Here is a 15,429-nt window from a genome sequence, read left to right on the forward strand (position 1 = left end):
GGGTGGAGCTGGTGAACGCGGCCAGCGGCCTGGTGCTCGACAGCGGCGGGAACGTGGCGCCAGGTTCGCGGCTCAAGCAGTGGTACTACGACGGCAGCCCGAATCTGCAGTGGCAACTGCGCAGCCTGGGCAACGGCTACTACGAGATCGTCAACGAGGCCAACGGCATGGTCGCCGACAGCGCGGGCGACCGCTCCAACGGGGCGATCGCCCGGCAGGAGCCGCGGAACGGCAGCGACGACCAGCAGTGGAGCCTGTACTCCGCAGGCCGGGGCCTCTACCACATCATCAACCGCGCCACGGGCACCGCGCTGGACGGCGCGGGCAGCACCAGCGTCGGCTCCTCCACGATCCTGTGGGCGCCCAATCCCAGCCCCAACAACGAATGGACCATCGCAGCCACCTGAAATGGCGCGCGCAGAACGCCGAAGGGCGGTCCGGTGCTTCGGACCGCCCTTCGGCGTCAAGCGTGCTGACAGGCGCAGCGGGGCTCGAACGTCAGCCCTCGGCGCCGGCGTCCTCGGCCTTGTTCAGGACCGCCTCGATCTCCAGCGCGATGGCCACCTTGTCGCTGACCACCAGGCCGCCGGTCTCCAGCGTCGCGTGGAAGTTGACGTTGAAGTCCTTGCGGTCGATCTCGCCCTTCGCGGAGAACCCGGCGCGGTAGCCGCCGTACGGGTCCGGCCCGAAGCCGTTGAGCTCCAGCGTGAGCGGAACCTGCTTGGTGACGCCCTTGAGGGTCAGTTCGCCGTCGACGATCCAGTCGCCGCCGTCCGGGCGGATAGCGGTGGAACGGTAGGTCATCGTCGGGTACTTCTCGACCTCGAAGAAGTCTGCGGAGCGGATGTGCGCGTCGCGCTGCTCCTGGTTGGTGTCGATCGAGTTCATGTCGATCGAGGCGGTCACGGCGCTGGTCTGCGCGCTCTCGCCGGTCACCAGCGTTCCCTCGAAGGTGCGGAAGAAGCCGCGCACCTTGCTGACCACCATGTGCCGCACCGTGAAGGACACGTCCGAGTGCACGGGATCGATGGTCCAGGTGCCCGCCACGTAACCGGGGATCTGGATGGCGCTTGAAGTCGTGGTCATGCTCCGCCTCCGCAGTAACTTGAATATTCAACTACCTGGAGACCCTACGGGAACGTAATATAAATTTCAACCATCTGTCGGGAAGATGGCACGGGCGCCCCGCACGGCCTGTTCAGAGGTGCTCACCATACCGTCACGCCGTCGGGAAGAGCGCCTCGACATACGCGTTGCGGAACTTGCCGCCGGGATCGATCTCGGTCATCAGCCGCCGGAAGTCCGGCGTACGTTCATACGCCGCCGCCACGGCGCCCGGTTCCATCGAACAGACCTTGCCCCAGTGCGGCCGCGCACCCAGCGGCGCCAGCGCCCGCTCGACCGCGGCGACCACGGGCGCCGCCGCCGCCGCGTCCTTCACCCAGGTGAAGTGGAACGCGACGCTCTCGCGCCCGTACGCGGGGCTGAGCCACAGGTCGTCCGCGGCGACCGTGCGGATCTCGGAGACCTGGAGCACCGGGGACAACGACGGGCCGAGCGCCAGCAGGGCCGCGATCGCCTGGGCGGCCGCCGCGCGCGGCAGCAGGAACTCGCTTTGCAGTTCCTCGCCCGCGCTCGGCGTGAACTCGGGGCGGAAGTGCGGCAGGCGCTCGTGCCACGGCCCGGGCACCCCGCCCTGCCGCGTGCAGAACTCGGCCGGCATGTGCGGGATCGGGTGCTGGGGCGTCGCGGCGAGGCGGGCACCGAGCCACTCGGGCTCGGCGGCGCCTTCGGCCCGCGCGTCGCCGCCGCCTGGAGGCAGCGCCCGTTTGAGCCACACCGCGCCCTCGCCCCCGGCCCACTGCGTGAACACGCTGACGCTGTACGCGGCGCCGAAGACCGCGTCGAAATCGACCGCGAGCCGTTCCAGCGACAAGCCGAGGTAGACGTACTGCGCCACCTCGAACGCGGGCACCAGATCGAGCGTCATCGTGGTCACCACGCCCAGAGCGCCGAGGTTGACCACCGCGCCCGGGAAGCGCTCCGGGTCGTCCCGGCGGCTCAGCTCCACGACGTCGCCGTCGGGTCCGACCAACCGCAGCGCGCTGACCGCCGTGGCCAGACCCCCGTTGCGGTCGCCCGAGCCGTGGGTGCCTGTCGCGCAGGCTCCGGCGACCGAGATGTGCGGCAGCGAGGCCAGGTTCGGCAGCGCGAAGCCCGTGCGCTGCAGGTGCTCGGCCACCACGGCGTAACGCAGCCCGGCCGAGATCGACGCCGTGGCGCTCGCGGTGTCGATCTCGACCAGCGCCGGCAGCCCGCCGACGACGATCAGGTCTTCCGGTGTGTCGGCGATGCGGTTGAAGCAGTGCCCGGTGCCCAGCGCACGCACTTTGGCCGCGGCGGCGACGATCGAGCGCAGGTCCGCGATCGTCTCCGGGCGGTGCACCCGCGCCGCGCGGAAGACGATGTTCCCGGCCCAGTTCGACAGACCGCTGTCATCCGCCATGCGCGCCCACTCCCGTTCCGCCGAGCCGTCAGGCCAGCGTACTCGCGTACGGATCCCAGTCGTCCGGTAGCGGCGCGGGCGCCGGCACGCCCCCGGGCACCTGCCGGAATTCGCCGGCGGCCGCGGAGTCGGCGATCGCGGCCATCGTCTCCAGCACGTGCTGCGCCAACTGCCCGCAGGCCCGGTGCGGCTCGTCGGCGCGCAGCGCCCGCGCCAGGTCCAGCACGCCCAGGCCGCGGCCCGCCACCGGGCCGCGCACCGGCAGTTCGCGCCAGTCCTCGTCCTTCGGGCCGCGCACCAGCACCGGTCCCGTGAAGGTGTTCGGATCGGGGACCGAAAGCGTGCCCTCGGTGCCGGTGATCTCGATCATGCGGCGGCGCACCGGCGAGTCGAAGCTGTAGGTGGACGCCACGCTCGGGCCGCCGGCCAGGTCGATCAGGGCCGTCACATGCGTCGGGACCTCGACGTCGAACACGGTGCCCGCGAGCGGCCCGGAGCCGATCACCCGTTGCGCACGTGCCCGGCGCGCGCTCGCCGCCACGCGTGCGGCCGGACCGAGCAGCGCCGTCAGCGCGGTCAGGTAGTAGGGGCCGATGTCGTAGAGCGGGCCCGCGCCGGCCTGGAACAGGAACTGCGGGTTCGGATGCCACGACTCGGGACCGGCGTTCTGGATCACCGTGGTCACCGCGACCGGCTGCCCGATCACCCCGGAGCGCAGCGCGCGCAGCGAGGACTGGATGCCCGCGCCGAGGAACGTGTCCGGGGCGTTGCCGACCCGCAGCCCGGCCGCCTGAGCCTCGGCCAGCAGCCGGGCCCCGGAGGCCGGGTCGAGGGCCAGCGGCTTCTCGCCGTACACGTGCTTGCCCGCGTTGAGCGCGGCGTGCGCGACGGCGGTGTGCGCGGCCGGGGTGGTCAGGTTGACCACCACCTCCACCTCGGGGACCGCCAGCACGGCCTCCAGGCCGCCGCTGACCGGCACGCCGTGCTGCGCGGCGACCGCCGCCGCGCGCTCGGCATCGAGGTCCGCGATGGCCAGGACGCGCACGTCCGGGAAGGCGGTGAGGTTCTTCAGGTACGCACCGCTGATCACTCCGGCGCCGACGATCGCGACGCCGACCGGTGCGCCGGTCATGCCGGCCCGCCCCGGCCGTCCCGCACGGCGGTCAGGTAGGCGTGGCTGGCCGCCAGCGCCTCGAAGACGTCGCCCGCGCAGCTGTCGAATTCCACGACCCGCCAGGCGTCCGGGCGGGCGTCGAGGATCGCGCGCACCGGCATCGCGCCCGTGCCGACCGCGGTGTTCGGTTCGCCCTTGACCATCGGGCCGTCCTTGACGTGCAGCGCCACCACGCGCTCGCCGAGCCTTTCCAGCAGCTCGGGCACCTGAGCGCCGGCGACCGCGGCCCAGTAGGTGTCGATCTCCAGGAAGACCCGCGGGCTGAGCCGCTGTGCCAGCACCTCCAGCGCGTGCACCCCGTCGATCCTCGGCTCGAACTCCCACCAGTGGTTGTGGTAGGCGAGCTTGAGCCCGTATCCGCTTGCCTGCTCGGCCAGGCCGTTGAGCAGGTCCGCCGCGCGGGCGATGCCGTCGAGGGTGGTGAACTCCTGCTCGGGGATGCCCGCCGGCACGATCGCCAGTTCGGTGCCCAGCCGCGCGACCGCCTCGAAGGTGGGCCCCGGCTCCGGCTCGCGCACCAGACCGCCCGCGTGCGTGCCGGAGACGGTAAGGCCCAGCTCATCGGCCAGCGCCCGGAAGCCCTTCGGGTCGTCCGCCGGGTTGTAGGGCTCCACCGCCCGGTATCCGAGGCCGGCGACGCGGCGCAGCGTGGCGTCGCGGTCCGCGGCCATGTGCTCGCGCACGCTGTAGAGCTGCACGCTGATCGGGTTGGTCATGGTTTGCCGCTGCTCCTGTTCCGTTCTCGTCCCCCGGTTTGCGGGAGTGTGGGTGCGCGGGTGTGCGCCCGGCCGGCGGACCGTCAGTCGACGATCAGCGGCCGCAGCGTGCGGTGCGCGATCTCAAGTCCCTGCTTCACTCGGGTCTCGTCCCCGCCCCAGACCGGGTCCTCGTGCTCGACGGAGAGCACCCCGCCGAATCCGCCCTCGTACAGCGCGTCCACCACCGCCCGCCAGTCCACCTGGCCGAGCCCCGGCACCCGGTAGCGCCACCAGCCCACGTCCCACGGGTCCTGCCGGCTCAGGGTCCTGCCGAAGAAGCCGTAACGCACGCGGGCGCGCGGGTCGATCTGGGCGTCCTTGGCCTGTGCGTGCGGAATGCGGTCGACGTAGGGACGCAGCGCCTCGACCGGGTCGATGCCGAGCCACAGCAGGTGCGAGGGGTCGTAGTTGAGGTAGAAGCCGAGGGAGAACATCCACTCCCACAGCTCCGGCGAGTAGGCCAGGTTTCCCGGGTAGCCGTCCGGGTGCCAGCCCTCCATGACGCAGTTCTCGATGATGAGCTTGACGCCGCGCTCGCCGGCGTACTCGACCAGCGGCGGCAGGACCCGTTCGGCCAGCGCGACGTTCTCCTTCACCGAGAGCCCCGGGTCGCGGCCGATGAACGTGCCGACATAGGGGACGCCGAGCAGCCGCGCCGCGTCCACGTTGCGGCGCACGTGGTCGGCGATCTCGCGCCGGCGCGGCTCGTGCGGGTGCAGGTTGTTCTCGTAGTAGGCCAGGGCGGAGAGCACCAGGCCGTGCCGGTCGAACAGGGCCCTGATGCGCTCGGCCTCGCCCTCGCCGAAGTGCGCCACGTCGATGTGGGCGGCTTCGAAGTCCCGGGACCCGGTGGACGGCCAGGTGGCCACCTCCAGCGCCTGGTAGCCGTGCTCGCCGGCCCAGGCGGCGATGTCTTCCAGCGGCAGCCGCGGCAGGCAGGCGGTGAGGAAACCCAGCTTCACGGGGACTACACCTCGATCCAGGAGCGGGAGCGGGCGGAGAGCAGGACCGCCTCGGTCAGACGGACGGTGCGGGCGGCGTCGGCGAAGGTCGGGAACACGGGGACGTGCGGCGCGGCTTCGGCCCGCACGGCCGCGTACACGTCGGCGACGAAGCCCGCGAAGCAGTCGGCGTACCCCATCGGGTGGCCGGGAGGCAGCACGCTCAGACGCGCGGCCTCGGGGGAGAGCAGCGCGGCATCACGCAGCAGCCGGGCGTTGCCCGCGCGCGACCCGGCGAACAGCGACTCGGGGTTCTCCTGGTCGAAGGCCAGGCTCGCCTCGGCGCCGTCGATCTCGAACCACAGCCGGTTCTTGCGCCCGGGGGAGACCTGGGAGACGGTCAGCGCCCCGGACGCGCCGCGGTCGGTCCGCAACAGCACCTGCACCGCGTCCTCGGTGGTGACCCGTGCGCCGGCGCTGTGCGGCCCGCGTCGGGGGCCGCGCTGCGGGCCGCGCCGCGAAGCGCCGTCGGAGAAGGTCTGCCGGCCGGAGCCGAAGCGCGTCGGCAGGACCGTCTGCGTCTCGGCGATCAGCTCGCTGATGCGGTGCCCGGTGACCCACTCGACCAGGTCGCACCAGTGCGAGCCGATGTCCGCGAACGCCCGGGAGGGGCCGCCGAGCCGCGGATCCACCCGCCAGTTGTTGTCGCCCGGCCGGGAAAGCCAGTCCTGCAGGTAGTGGCCGTGGATCAGCCGCACCTCGCCGGTGTAGCCGCCGCGCACCCGTTCCCGCGCCTCGACGGCCATCGGGTGGTAGCGGTACACGAAGGGCACGGCCGCGATCAGGCCGCTCTCGCGTGCCAGCCGCACCAGCGCGTCCGCCTCCCCGGCCGCGGGGGCCAGCGGCTTTTCGCAGACGACGTGCTTACCCGCGCGCAGCGCCAGTTCGGCGAGACGCACGTGCGAGTCGTTCGGCGTGCACACGTGGACGACGTCGACCTCGTCGCTGACCGCGAGCTGTTCGGCGGTCTCGAAGGCGCGCGCCAGACCGAAGCGTTCGGCGGCCAGTTTTCCCCGTTCGGGCGTGGACGCGCAGACGCCGACCACGTACGCCCCGGCACGCCGGGCGGCGTCCAGGTGCAGCCGCGCGACCATGCCGGCGCCGGCGATCGCCACGCGCAGCGGCGCCTCGACCATCCCGACCTCCATTCGGTTCACCGGTACGCTAAACCCGGCTCTTTACGTTGACAATGGCGAGATTTACGCTAAGTTCTGTCATAAATCGGACCAGGGCGGCGGTGGGAGCCTCATGGGCAGTCTCGGCGGGCGGCATCTCGCCGCGCTCAGCGAGCTGGCCTGTCTGGTGGCCGACTCGACCGCCACCACGCGCGGCCGGCTCGCGCAGGCCACCGGCCTTTCCCGCGCGGCCGTGGCGCAGCGGGTCGATCTGCTGGTGGAGCGCGGCCTGCTGGTGGAGAGCGAGCCGGTGGTCACCGAGCGCGGCCGCCCGCCGCTCGCCCTGCAACTGGCCGCTGACGCGCTGATCTGCGCGGTGGACCTCGGGGCCACCCACTGCCGGCTCGCGTTGACCACGCTCGGCGGGATGCCGGTGGCCGAGACGGTGTGCGAGATAGACATCAACGACGGTCCGCAGCGCACGCTGGCAGGTGTGCACCGGCTGACCGCCGAACTGCTCGAGCGCGCGGACCGGCCACCGGCACACCTGCGGGCGTTCAGCATCGGGGTGCCTGGTCCGGTCGAGCACGAGACCGGCACGGTGATCCGCCCGCCGATCATGCAGGGCTGGGACGGCTACCGGGTTCCGGCGTATTTTGAAGAACACTGCTTTGAGAAGCACGATCCCCAGGCGCGAAGTCCTGATGAGCGCGGTATCGCAGCGAGCGGTGTCGCCGGGCAGTACGACGCGAGCACGACAGTGCTCGTGGACAACGACGTGAACATGATGGCGTTCGGTGAGTACAGCCACCGCCGCGACTCCAAGCACCTGCTGTACATCAAGGTCGGCACCGGTATCGGCTGCGGCATCATCTCCAACGGCACGCTGCACCGCGGCGCGGCCGGCGCCGCCGGGGACATAGGCCACATCCCGCTGCCCGGACACGAGGACGTGCTCTGCCACTGCGGCAACACCGGTTGCGTGGAGGCGGTCGCCTCGGGCTCGGCGATCGCGAGGGCGCTGCGCGAGGCCGGGCTGCCGGCCGCCGGCGGGCGCGACGTGGTGCGGCTGGTCTCCGAGGGCAATCCGGTCGCGCGCCGCCGGGTACGCCTGGCCGGGCAGCAGATCGGCGAGGTGCTCGCGTCCCTGGTCAGCTTCCACAACCCGGACGCGATCGTCCTGGGCGGCAGTATCGCGCAGCTGCACGAGGACCTGCTGGCCGACATCCGCGGCGTCATCTATCGCAGGGCACTGCCGCTGGCGACGCGCAGCCTTTCCATCGAGACCTCCGCGCTGGGCGAGCGCGCGGGCGTAGAGGGCGCGGCCCGGATGGCGGCGCGGCACCTGCTCTCCCCGCGGGGCATCGAGAAGCTGCTGGCACGGCCGGTGTCCGCGGCGATCCGTTGAGCCGCGCCGTCCACACGTCCGGCACCGTCCACACGTCCGGCACCACCGGCGTCTTCCGCGCCGTCCGCATCGGTCAGTACCCGCGGTAGTAGAGCAACTGGCCCCCTTCGCCCGGTGCCGCGCCCTCCCCGGGCAGGAACAGGCTGACCGCCAGCGCGCGGCGGCCGTCCGGCGCCGTCAGGGCCGTGACATGCGGGTTGGCGAACGCCGAGCTGCCACCGTGGGTGCGGATCCGCGCCGGATGCGCCAGCCCGGATTCGTACTCGTACACGTAGGTGCGCCAGGACCCGAAATCGCCCTTGACATGCTGCGCCTCGACCAGCGCGTATGAGTGCCCGAAGAACTCCAGTGGGTCGCGCCCGCCGATGTTCCCGCCGACGCCCCAGCGCAGCAGCGCCGCGTCGAACCCGGGCTGCGGCGCGGCCCGCCACCGGCTGAAATCGGTCAGCGTGGCGCGCAACTGCCGGTCCCGGTCGCATCTCCACCAGTAGTGGCCGCCGAGCTCGATGACCGAGCGGTCGATGTCAGGGTTCAGCCGTACCGCGTAGATGTTCGGAGTGCCTTCGGCGCACCGCGAGAGCGAGCGCCTGGCGTCGAAAGAGCGCAGCGGCGTACCGCCGACCAGCGCGGTCCGGTCCGCGAAGTACCGCAGCGCGATGTGGTTCCTCGGCTCCTGCTCCCACGCGACGAGGTAGCCGCCGCCCGGCACGGCGGCGATCGTCGGCTGCGAGCCGCCCGGCCCGAACTCGCGCAGACGCCGCCAGTCGAGCAGGTCGCGGGAGACCGCGAGGGCGACGTGGAACTGGCCGTCGCGCAGCGTGCTGTGATAGACGGCGAGGTACCGCGCATCCTTATCGGTTCCGCCGCCATCATCCGCGATGATCTTGGCGCAGTGCATCTCGCACCCGCTGTCGTCGGCCGCGCCATAGCGGTGCCCGTCCGCCGCCGTGACGTCCTCGATGAGCGAGAGGAGCGCGAGCGTGCGCGGTTCGGCCGCCGGACCACCGCGCGGGTCGAAGGCGCAGTCCGGTACGGGCTGCGGGGTCAGCGCACCGGGGTCCGGTGTGGCCCGGCGACGACGCAGCCAGGCCGGAGCCGTCGGCCAGTACCTCCGGAAATCCATCCCGTGCGCCCTCCTCGGCCGCGTGTGCCCGACGTGTGCTTCGCGTGTGCCCGTCGTGCACTCAGCGAGCGATCAGCACCGAGCAGAACGCGTGCCGCGCGACCTGTTCGGCCGTCGAGCCGAGGACGCGGTTGTGCAGCTCAGGGTGCCGGCTGTGCCCGATGACCAGCAGGTCGGCGCGCGCCGCGCGGGCCACGATGAGGATCTGCCCCGCCGGATGCCCGGTGTGCAACTCGCACGTGGTCGTTACGCCGTGCCGCTGTGTGTATTCGAGAGCTGAACGCAACCATTCCCTACCGTGTGCCACGGCACCGGTGGTCGCGGCCGGTTCGTCGTCCTTCGGCTCGCCGGACAGTTCGATACGGCGGGGACCGCCCGAGGCGGCCGGGGCGAAGACGGGGACCCGCTCGGGCACCTCGTCGACCGCGATCACGATCAGCCGGGCTTGCGGCAGGATGCTCGTCAGCGCCACGGCCCGGGCCAACGCCGTGCGGGCGCCCGCGGAATCATCGTAGGCGACCGCGATCCGCTTGATCCGGGCCGCGCCCGCGTTCACAGCGCCGGGTGCGCCGGGCTGTGCGTGGCGGACTCGATGTGCTCGCTCGCCCGGGCCAGCAGTTGCCGGGCCAGGTCGTTGAGCGCTCGGGCTGCCGCCAGTTCCTCGCCCACGCGGGTCTGGACCGGGTCGTTCGGGTGCTTGCTCGCGTGACCGTGTGCGCGCAGTTCGGTGCCGTCGGGAAGCCGGAGCAGCGCCGTCGCCCGGGTCTTGGCCCCGGCCTCGTGGAAGGTCACCTCGCTGTGCCAGCCGGCGATCGTCTGCTGCATTATCGCCTCACCTGCCTTCCGCGGTATCAGTCCAGCGTGCATCAGCCGGTCCGGGAACACCAGAGTCCGGGGACCGCGCCGGCGGCCCCCGCGCGGCCGTGGCGTTAGCGTCGGAATGTGGAACTCTCCGACGATCAAGCGCGTGCGCGTTTCGCCGCCAGCCAGGTCGCGGTGCTCGGCACCAGCGACGAGACCGGTGCCGCGCACCTGGTTCCGGTCACCTTCCTCGTCTCCGGGGACGCGGTGTACATCGCGATCGACGACAAGCCGAAGCGCTCGCGCGGCCTCAAACGGCTGCGCAACATCGCGGCCGACCCGCGCGTGTGCCTCCTCGCTCAGCACTACGACGAGGACTGGAACCGGTTGTGGTGGGCGCGCGCGGACGGCACGGCCCGCGTCGTCGAGGCCGGGAGCGTGCCCTTCGGCGTGCTCGGCGCGTTGGCCGAGCGCTACCCGTGGTACCGGTCGAATCCGCCGGATGGCCCGGTGATCGAGGTGGCTGTGCGCAGGTGGTCCGGCTGGGCGTTCGCCGCGTCGCCGCCCGCGCTGGGAATCTGACCGGTACGACCGGTCCGCGGCCCGGTTCGGCGGCATGATGGAGGGATGCCCGAAGGCGACACGATCTGGCTCACCGCGCACCGGCTGCGCGAGGCGCTGGCCGGCCGGGTGCTGGTGCGATCCGACCTGCGCGTGCCACGGCTCGCCACGACGGACCTGCGCGGGCATCAAGTCCAGGACGTGGTCCCGCGCGGCAAGCACCTGCTTTTCCGCCTCGACAACGGCCTCACGCTGCATTCGCACCTGCGTATGGACGGGGTGTGGCGGGTCTACCGCACGGCCGAGCGCTGGCGCGGCGGCCCCAGCCACGAGATCCGCGCGGTCCTCGCCGCAGCCGACCGCGCGGCCGTCGGCTACCGGCTGCCCGTGCTCGACCTGGTGCCCACGGCGCGGGAGGACACCCTCGTCGGGCACCTCGGCCCTGATCTGCTCGGTCCGGACTGGGACGCCGCGGAGGCGGTGCGCCGGCTGCTGGCGGCCCCGCGGCGCGCCGTCGGTGAGGCGCTGCTGGACCAGCGCAACCTGGCGGGCATCGGCAACGTGTACAAGTCGGAGTTGTGCTTCCTGCGCGGCGTGACGCCCTGGACGCCGGTCGCGGAGGTTGCCGAACTGCCGCGCATGGTCGTGCTCGCGCAACGGCTGCTCGACGCGAACAAGGCACGCCACGGCCACGTCACCACCGGCGATATGCGCCGCGGCCGCATGCACTGGGTCTACGGCAGAGCGCACGACCCGTGCCTGCGGTGCGGAACCCTGATCCGGGTCGCGGACCAGGGCACGGCGGGGGAGGAGCGGGTCACGTACTGGTGCCCGAGTTGCCAGAAGGGACCGGGGCCGCAGTAGGCCGCCGCTCGCGACGCCGGCTTGTGACGCCGGCTGTGGTCGCGCTTCAGAGCGCGATGTCGCTGACGCCGGTGACGCGCTCGATCCTGAGCCGACACAACAGTTCGCCCGGCACCGCGTTGCGCCGCCCGTATTCCTCCGCTCGCCCGGCCGGAACGTAGCGCTCGGCGATTTTCGCCGCCCACGCGACCAGATCGTCAGGATCCACCAGCAAAGTCACGGCTCCGCGCACGGCCACGAAGTGGTAAGGGTACTCGTCGCTGTCCACGGTCAGCGCCGCCCGGGGATTGGCCCGCAGGTGGCGGCCCTTCACGCTGGTCTCGGCCGTCGTGAACACCAGATCGTCGCCGTCCAGCACGAACCAGACCGGCGCCACGTGCGGCGCGCCCACGCTCGACGCGGTCGCCAGCTTGCCGGTACGCGTGCCTGCCGTGAGGAAGTCGAGCGCCTGCTCTTTCGTCATCGTCGCCATGGATCAAGCCTGGCGCATCCGGCCCGCGGGCGCAGTTCGATCCCGGGCGCGCGCCGATCCCTCAGCCGGTCGATTTCGCGGCCGGCACGCGCCGGATGTCCGGCTCCAGATAGATCACGCGCGCGATGGGGACCGCCTCGCGCACCCGGCGCTCGGCCTGATCGATCGCCCGGGCCACTTCCAGCGCGGAGTCGTCGTGGTCCACCGCGATCTTCGCCGCGACCAGCAGTTCGTCCGGGCCCAGGTGCATGGTGCGCATGTGGATCACCGACTTGACCACCTCGCCGTCCACCAGCGCGGCACGGATCCGCTGCACGACGCCTGCGCTCGCGCCCTCGCCGAGCAGAAGACTCTTGGTCTCGATGCCGAGCACCGTCGCCGCGGCGCCGAGCAGCAGCCCGATCGCGAGTGTCGCGACGCCGTCCCAGACCCCGTCGTGCGTGGCCAGCGTCAGCAGCACCCCGAGAAAGGCCAGTACCAGGCCGATCAGCGCGCCGAAGTCCTCCAGCAGCACCACCGGCAGTTCCGGTGCCTTCGCGTGCCGTACGAACTGCGCCCAGCTCTGCGTGCCGCGCTCGCGGTTCGACTCGGCGATCGCGGTGCGGAACGAGAAGCCCTCGGCGATCACGGCGAACAGCAGCACGCCGACCGGCCAGGCCCAGTTCTCCAGCGGATGCGGGTGGCCGATCTTGTTCACGCCCTCATACACCGCGAACAGGCCGCCCAGGCTGAAGAGCACGATCGAGACGAGGAACCCGTATACGTAGCGTTCGCGTCCGTATCCGAACGGGTGCTGTTCCGTGGCCTCGCGCCCCGCCCGCTTGCCGCCGACCAGGAGCAGCACCTGGTTGCCCGAATCCGCGATCGAGTGGATGCCCTCGGCGAGCATCGAGGACGAACCGCTGAACCCGAAGGCCACCAGCTTCGAGACCGCGATGGCGAGATTCGACCCGAGTGCGGCGATGATCGCCCTGGTGCCCCCAGCGGAACTCATCGGTGTATGTCGCCTTGTCGTGGTCGATGCCGTGTGCCGTGTGCCGTGTGCCGTGATGCGGTGATGCGGTGATGCGGTTATGCGGTTATGCGCGTCGGCGCGCTCGCCCCGGTGCCCGTCACCCTACCGGGAACGGCGGCGTGGATCGCGACGGTGTGCGCGGGTCAGTTCCCGAGACCGCCGGACACGGCGTCCGAGAGGTCCTGGAGCTCGCCGGTGAGCTGGTCGGCCGCGTCCTGCGAGATCTGCCCGTTGTCCAGGTCGTCGGCGATCTTCTGCTGTATCGCGCTGATCTTCTGGCGGACCTCCCGCAGTTGCCGGCTACCACCGTTGCGCTGCGCCGCGGTGATCGCGTTCTCCAGGTCGCTGAGCGAGTTCTGCAGGTCGCGGCCGGTGTTCGGGTCGATGGTGTCCTGGCCCTGCGCGATCATCGCGTCGATCTGCCCGCGCACCCGCTCGACGTAGCCGACCGGGTCGGCCGCGGGGTCGCCGAGCGACGCGTTCGGGTCCGCGGTCGCCGAGTCGGTCGCCGCGGGGGAGGAGGACTGCGTGCTCGGGCTCGGCGGCGTCGCGGCCGCGCTGGAGGCCGCGACCGACGCGCGCGAGGTCGGCGGCGGGCCGGCCGTCGCGCCGCCGGAGTTCCCGGTCTTCAGGACCAGGGCCGTGGTACCCGCCGCCGCGGCCGCGACGACCAGCGCTCCGATCAGCAGCCGGACACGGGAGCCGCCCGGTCCCTCGGGTGATCCTCGGTAGATCGCGGTCGGCCGGGCGGCCGGCCGTGCGGTCGGTTGGGCGGGCACGTCGAAGGACGGCATCACCATCGTTCGCTGCGTGAGCGGGGGCGGGTTCTGCAGCGGATGTGTCAGCAGGTTGAATACATCGTCGGCGCTCGGACGCTGCGCGGGATCCTTTGCCATGCAACGCATGTACAAGTCGACGACGCCCGCCGGTATACCAGGGTCATCCAGGGGCGGCGGCGGTGCGTATACGTGCCCTTGCGCCACCTGGGCGACGTTAGAGCTCTGGTATGGCGGCCGTCCGGTGAGGCACCAGTACAGCACGCAGCCGAGCGCGTACAGGTCCGTCGCGGGCACGGCGCCCCGCCCGGTCAGCTGTTCGGGCGCCATGCACGCGGGGGTGCCGATCGCCATGCTGCCGGTGAGGTTCGAATCGGTGGCGGCCAGGGCGATCCCGAAGTCCAGCAGCTTCGCGCCGCCGGGCGTGAGCATGACGTTGGCCGGCTTGACGTCGCGGTGCACGATGCCCGCCGCGTGCGCCGCCCGCAGCGCGTCGGCCAGTTGCGCGCACACGGCGACCGCGTCGGCGGCCGGCAGCGGCCCCTGGCGCAGCCGGTCCGCGAGCGTGGAGCCTTGCAGCAGCTCGGTCACCAGCACCGGCTGGACGCTGCCGTCCGCCTGTGGTTGCTCCAGATAGTCGAAGACGATCGTGACCCGCGGATGCGCGAGCCTGGCCAGCGCCCGCGCCTCGCGTCGCAGCCGTTCCCGCTCGGCCGGGTCGGCAAGGGCCGAGCCGTGCAACAGCTTGACCGCGACAGTGCGGTCCAGCGCCGTGTCCGCGGCCTCCCACACCGTGGCGCTGCTGCCCGCGCCGAGCGGTCGCACGAGGCGGTATCGGTCGGCCACGACGGTGCCGGGCATCGCGGGCATCGAGCCCGGAATCGCGGAGTCCATCCCGGGATTATCGCCTGTCCGGGATGACGGCCCGGTGAAGACCGGGAAGCGGGGCCGCATCGGTGGCCGGCATGGGAACCCGGCCGCGCCCGCGCGCCGCCCCGGCAGCAGACGGCGGGCTCCACTGCGTCCTCCACTGCGGGCTCGACTACGGGCTCGACTACGGGCTCTTGCTCACCAGCGCCGTCCAGTGCCTGATTCATCAGAGGCCGCATAACGTCCGCGGCGGCGCCGGGCGGCCCGGCGAACGTCGGGCCTCGGGCGCTCACCTTGACTGCGCTGGTCTCATCCGCTTGCGCGCCGCAGGCAAAGGACCGGTGACTGGACGAGCGGACAGCCGCTACAGTCAACTCGCACACGCACACAACGGTTAGTCGGTTAGTCGGTCTACGAGGTCGGCCCGGACGCGGTCCGGCCGAGGCCGTCGGCTGGCACGGAAGGGATCCGGGCCGATGAGCGACGAGCACGGCTGGTATCAGGGCGGCGAGGGCGGCGCCGGTGGCGGCGACGGCAAGTCCGAGAAGTTCCAGGCGTGGGAGCGCGAGCAACAGCTGAGACGGCCCTGGGACCGGCAGCAGCCGTGGCAGCAGGAGCCCGCGCCGGGCGCGCCCGGCGCGGCCGGTACGCCAGTGGACCCCTGGGCGCGTCCGAGCGTGGGTGGCCAGGCGAGTGTCGACCGGCGCTCCGAGCACTCCCGGCATCGTCCGGACGTTCCCGACGGCGACGACGGTCCGGGCGGCTTGCCCGGCGGCAGCGGTGTCCGGCGCGAGGACGACTTCCGGCCGATGTACCGGCGCGAGGAGCAGCCCGAGCCGCCGCGTCCCCAGCAGCGCCGAGGGCAGCCCGCGCTGCCGCCGCCGTATCCCGGTGCCGCGCCCCACACCCCGGCACCGCCGCTGCCGCCGCAACTGACCCCGCCGCGTCCGCCTCAGCCGCATCCGGCACCGATGCGCCCCGTGCC

General features: G+C 72.2%; 16 protein-coding genes and 1 pseudogene. 5 read left to right on the forward strand and 12 right to left on the reverse strand.

Annotation, left to right across the window (positions count from 1 at the left end):
* Positions 1 to 407, forward strand: a 407-nt coding sequence (locus tag KGA66_RS24100; protein ID WP_211470940.1) for an RICIN domain-containing protein, incomplete at its 5' end; no start/stop codon positions are given.
* Between the two features lie 91 nt (positions 408 to 498).
* On the opposite strand, the gene KGA66_RS24105 is transcribed toward KGA66_RS24100, so the two are convergent.
* The 6 genes from KGA66_RS24105 to KGA66_RS24130 form a co-directional block, all read right to left on the reverse strand.
* Positions 499 to 1,086: a YceI family protein gene (locus KGA66_RS24105; RefSeq protein WP_211470942.1), complete on the reverse strand. Its 588-nt coding sequence runs from the start codon at positions 1,084 to 1,086 to the stop codon at positions 499 to 501.
* Between the two features lie 133 nt (positions 1,087 to 1,219).
* Positions 1,220 to 2,506, reverse strand: a complete 1,287-nt coding sequence (locus KGA66_RS24110; protein ID WP_211470944.1) for an FAD-binding protein — start codon at positions 2,504 to 2,506, stop codon at positions 1,220 to 1,222.
* A gap of 28 nt (positions 2,507 to 2,534) precedes the next feature.
* Positions 2,535 to 3,638, reverse strand: a complete 1,104-nt coding sequence (locus KGA66_RS24115; protein WP_211470946.1) for a Gfo/Idh/MocA family protein — start codon at positions 3,636 to 3,638, stop codon at positions 2,535 to 2,537.
* Complete coding sequence (locus KGA66_RS24120; RefSeq protein WP_211470948.1) at positions 3,635 to 4,396, reverse strand: sugar phosphate isomerase/epimerase family protein; 762 nt, start codon at positions 4,394 to 4,396, stop codon at positions 3,635 to 3,637. The genes KGA66_RS24115 and KGA66_RS24120 overlap by 4 nt, the downstream gene beginning before the upstream one ends.
* Positions 4,397 to 4,479: 83 nt before the next feature.
* Positions 4,480 to 5,400 carry a sugar phosphate isomerase/epimerase family protein gene (locus KGA66_RS24125; RefSeq protein WP_211470949.1) on the reverse strand — a complete coding sequence of 307 codons (921 nt, stop codon included), beginning with the start codon at positions 5,398 to 5,400 and terminating at the stop codon, positions 4,480 to 4,482.
* A gap of 5 nt (positions 5,401 to 5,405) precedes the next feature.
* On the reverse strand, positions 5,406 to 6,575 hold the full coding sequence (locus KGA66_RS24130) for a Gfo/Idh/MocA family protein (protein WP_211470951.1): 1,170 nt from the start codon (positions 6,573 to 6,575) through the stop codon (positions 5,406 to 5,408).
* Positions 6,576 to 6,687: 112 nt separating this feature from the next.
* Between KGA66_RS24130 and KGA66_RS24135 the strand changes: the two genes are divergently transcribed.
* Positions 6,688 to 7,962, forward strand: a complete 1,275-nt coding sequence (locus KGA66_RS24135; protein WP_211470953.1) for an ROK family transcriptional regulator — start codon at positions 6,688 to 6,690, stop codon at positions 7,960 to 7,962.
* A gap of 73 nt (positions 7,963 to 8,035) precedes the next feature.
* Here the strand turns inward: KGA66_RS24135 and KGA66_RS24140 are convergent, their stop codons facing one another.
* The 3 genes from KGA66_RS24140 to KGA66_RS24150 all read right to left on the reverse strand — a co-directional run bounded on the left by KGA66_RS24140 (position 8,036) and on the right by KGA66_RS24150 (position 9,910).
* Positions 8,036 to 9,085, reverse strand: a complete 1,050-nt coding sequence (locus KGA66_RS24140; RefSeq protein ID WP_211470955.1) for a hypothetical protein — start codon at positions 9,083 to 9,085, stop codon at positions 8,036 to 8,038.
* 61 nt (positions 9,086 to 9,146) lie between these two features.
* Positions 9,147 to 9,641 (reverse strand): universal stress protein, encoded by a 495-nt coding sequence (locus KGA66_RS24145; RefSeq protein ID WP_211470957.1) that lies wholly within the window; start codon positions 9,639 to 9,641, stop codon positions 9,147 to 9,149.
* Positions 9,638 to 9,910 carry a DUF1876 domain-containing protein gene (locus KGA66_RS24150; RefSeq protein ID WP_211470959.1) on the reverse strand — a complete coding sequence of 91 codons (273 nt, stop codon included), beginning with the start codon at positions 9,908 to 9,910 and terminating at the stop codon, positions 9,638 to 9,640. Before KGA66_RS24150 ends, KGA66_RS24145 begins: the two co-directional genes overlap by 4 nt.
* 117 nt (positions 9,911 to 10,027) lie before the next feature.
* Between KGA66_RS24150 and KGA66_RS24155 the strand changes: the two genes are divergently transcribed.
* Together KGA66_RS24155 and KGA66_RS24160 are read left to right on the forward strand one after the other, a co-directional pair.
* Positions 10,028 to 10,468 (forward strand): TIGR03668 family PPOX class F420-dependent oxidoreductase, encoded by a 441-nt coding sequence (locus KGA66_RS24155; RefSeq protein WP_211470961.1) that lies wholly within the window; start codon positions 10,028 to 10,030, stop codon positions 10,466 to 10,468.
* A 45-nt stretch (positions 10,469 to 10,513) separates the two neighbouring features.
* Positions 10,514 to 11,311 carry a DNA-formamidopyrimidine glycosylase family protein gene (locus tag KGA66_RS24160; protein ID WP_211470963.1) on the forward strand — a complete coding sequence of 266 codons (798 nt, stop codon included), beginning with the start codon at positions 10,514 to 10,516 and terminating at the stop codon, positions 11,309 to 11,311.
* A gap of 46 nt (positions 11,312 to 11,357) precedes the next feature.
* Here KGA66_RS24160 and KGA66_RS24165 read toward each other — a convergent pair whose 3' ends face one another.
* From KGA66_RS24165 to KGA66_RS24175, 3 genes are all read right to left on the reverse strand, one after another.
* Entirely contained in the window at positions 11,358 to 11,783 is a 426-nt protein-coding gene (locus KGA66_RS24165) for a PPOX class F420-dependent oxidoreductase (RefSeq protein WP_211470965.1), read from the reverse strand.
* A 61-nt stretch (positions 11,784 to 11,844) separates the two neighbouring features.
* Complete coding sequence (locus KGA66_RS24170; protein ID WP_211470967.1) at positions 11,845 to 12,777, reverse strand: cation diffusion facilitator family transporter; 933 nt, start codon at positions 12,775 to 12,777, stop codon at positions 11,845 to 11,847.
* A 164-nt stretch (positions 12,778 to 12,941) separates the two neighbouring features.
* Positions 12,942 to 14,468 carry a serine/threonine-protein kinase gene (locus KGA66_RS24175; RefSeq protein WP_211470969.1) on the reverse strand — a complete coding sequence of 509 codons (1,527 nt, stop codon included), beginning with the start codon at positions 14,466 to 14,468 and terminating at the stop codon, positions 12,942 to 12,944.
* A 452-nt stretch (positions 14,469 to 14,920) separates the two neighbouring features.
* Here KGA66_RS24175 and KGA66_RS24180 point away from each other — a divergent pair.
* A pseudogene (locus KGA66_RS24180) lies at positions 14,921 to 15,429 on the forward strand (hypothetical protein); the annotation flags it as partial.

It is taken from the genome of Actinocrinis puniceicyclus (assembly GCF_018283645.1).
Lineage (GTDB): Bacteria > Actinomycetota > Actinomycetes > Streptomycetales > Catenulisporaceae > Actinocrinis > Actinocrinis puniceicyclus.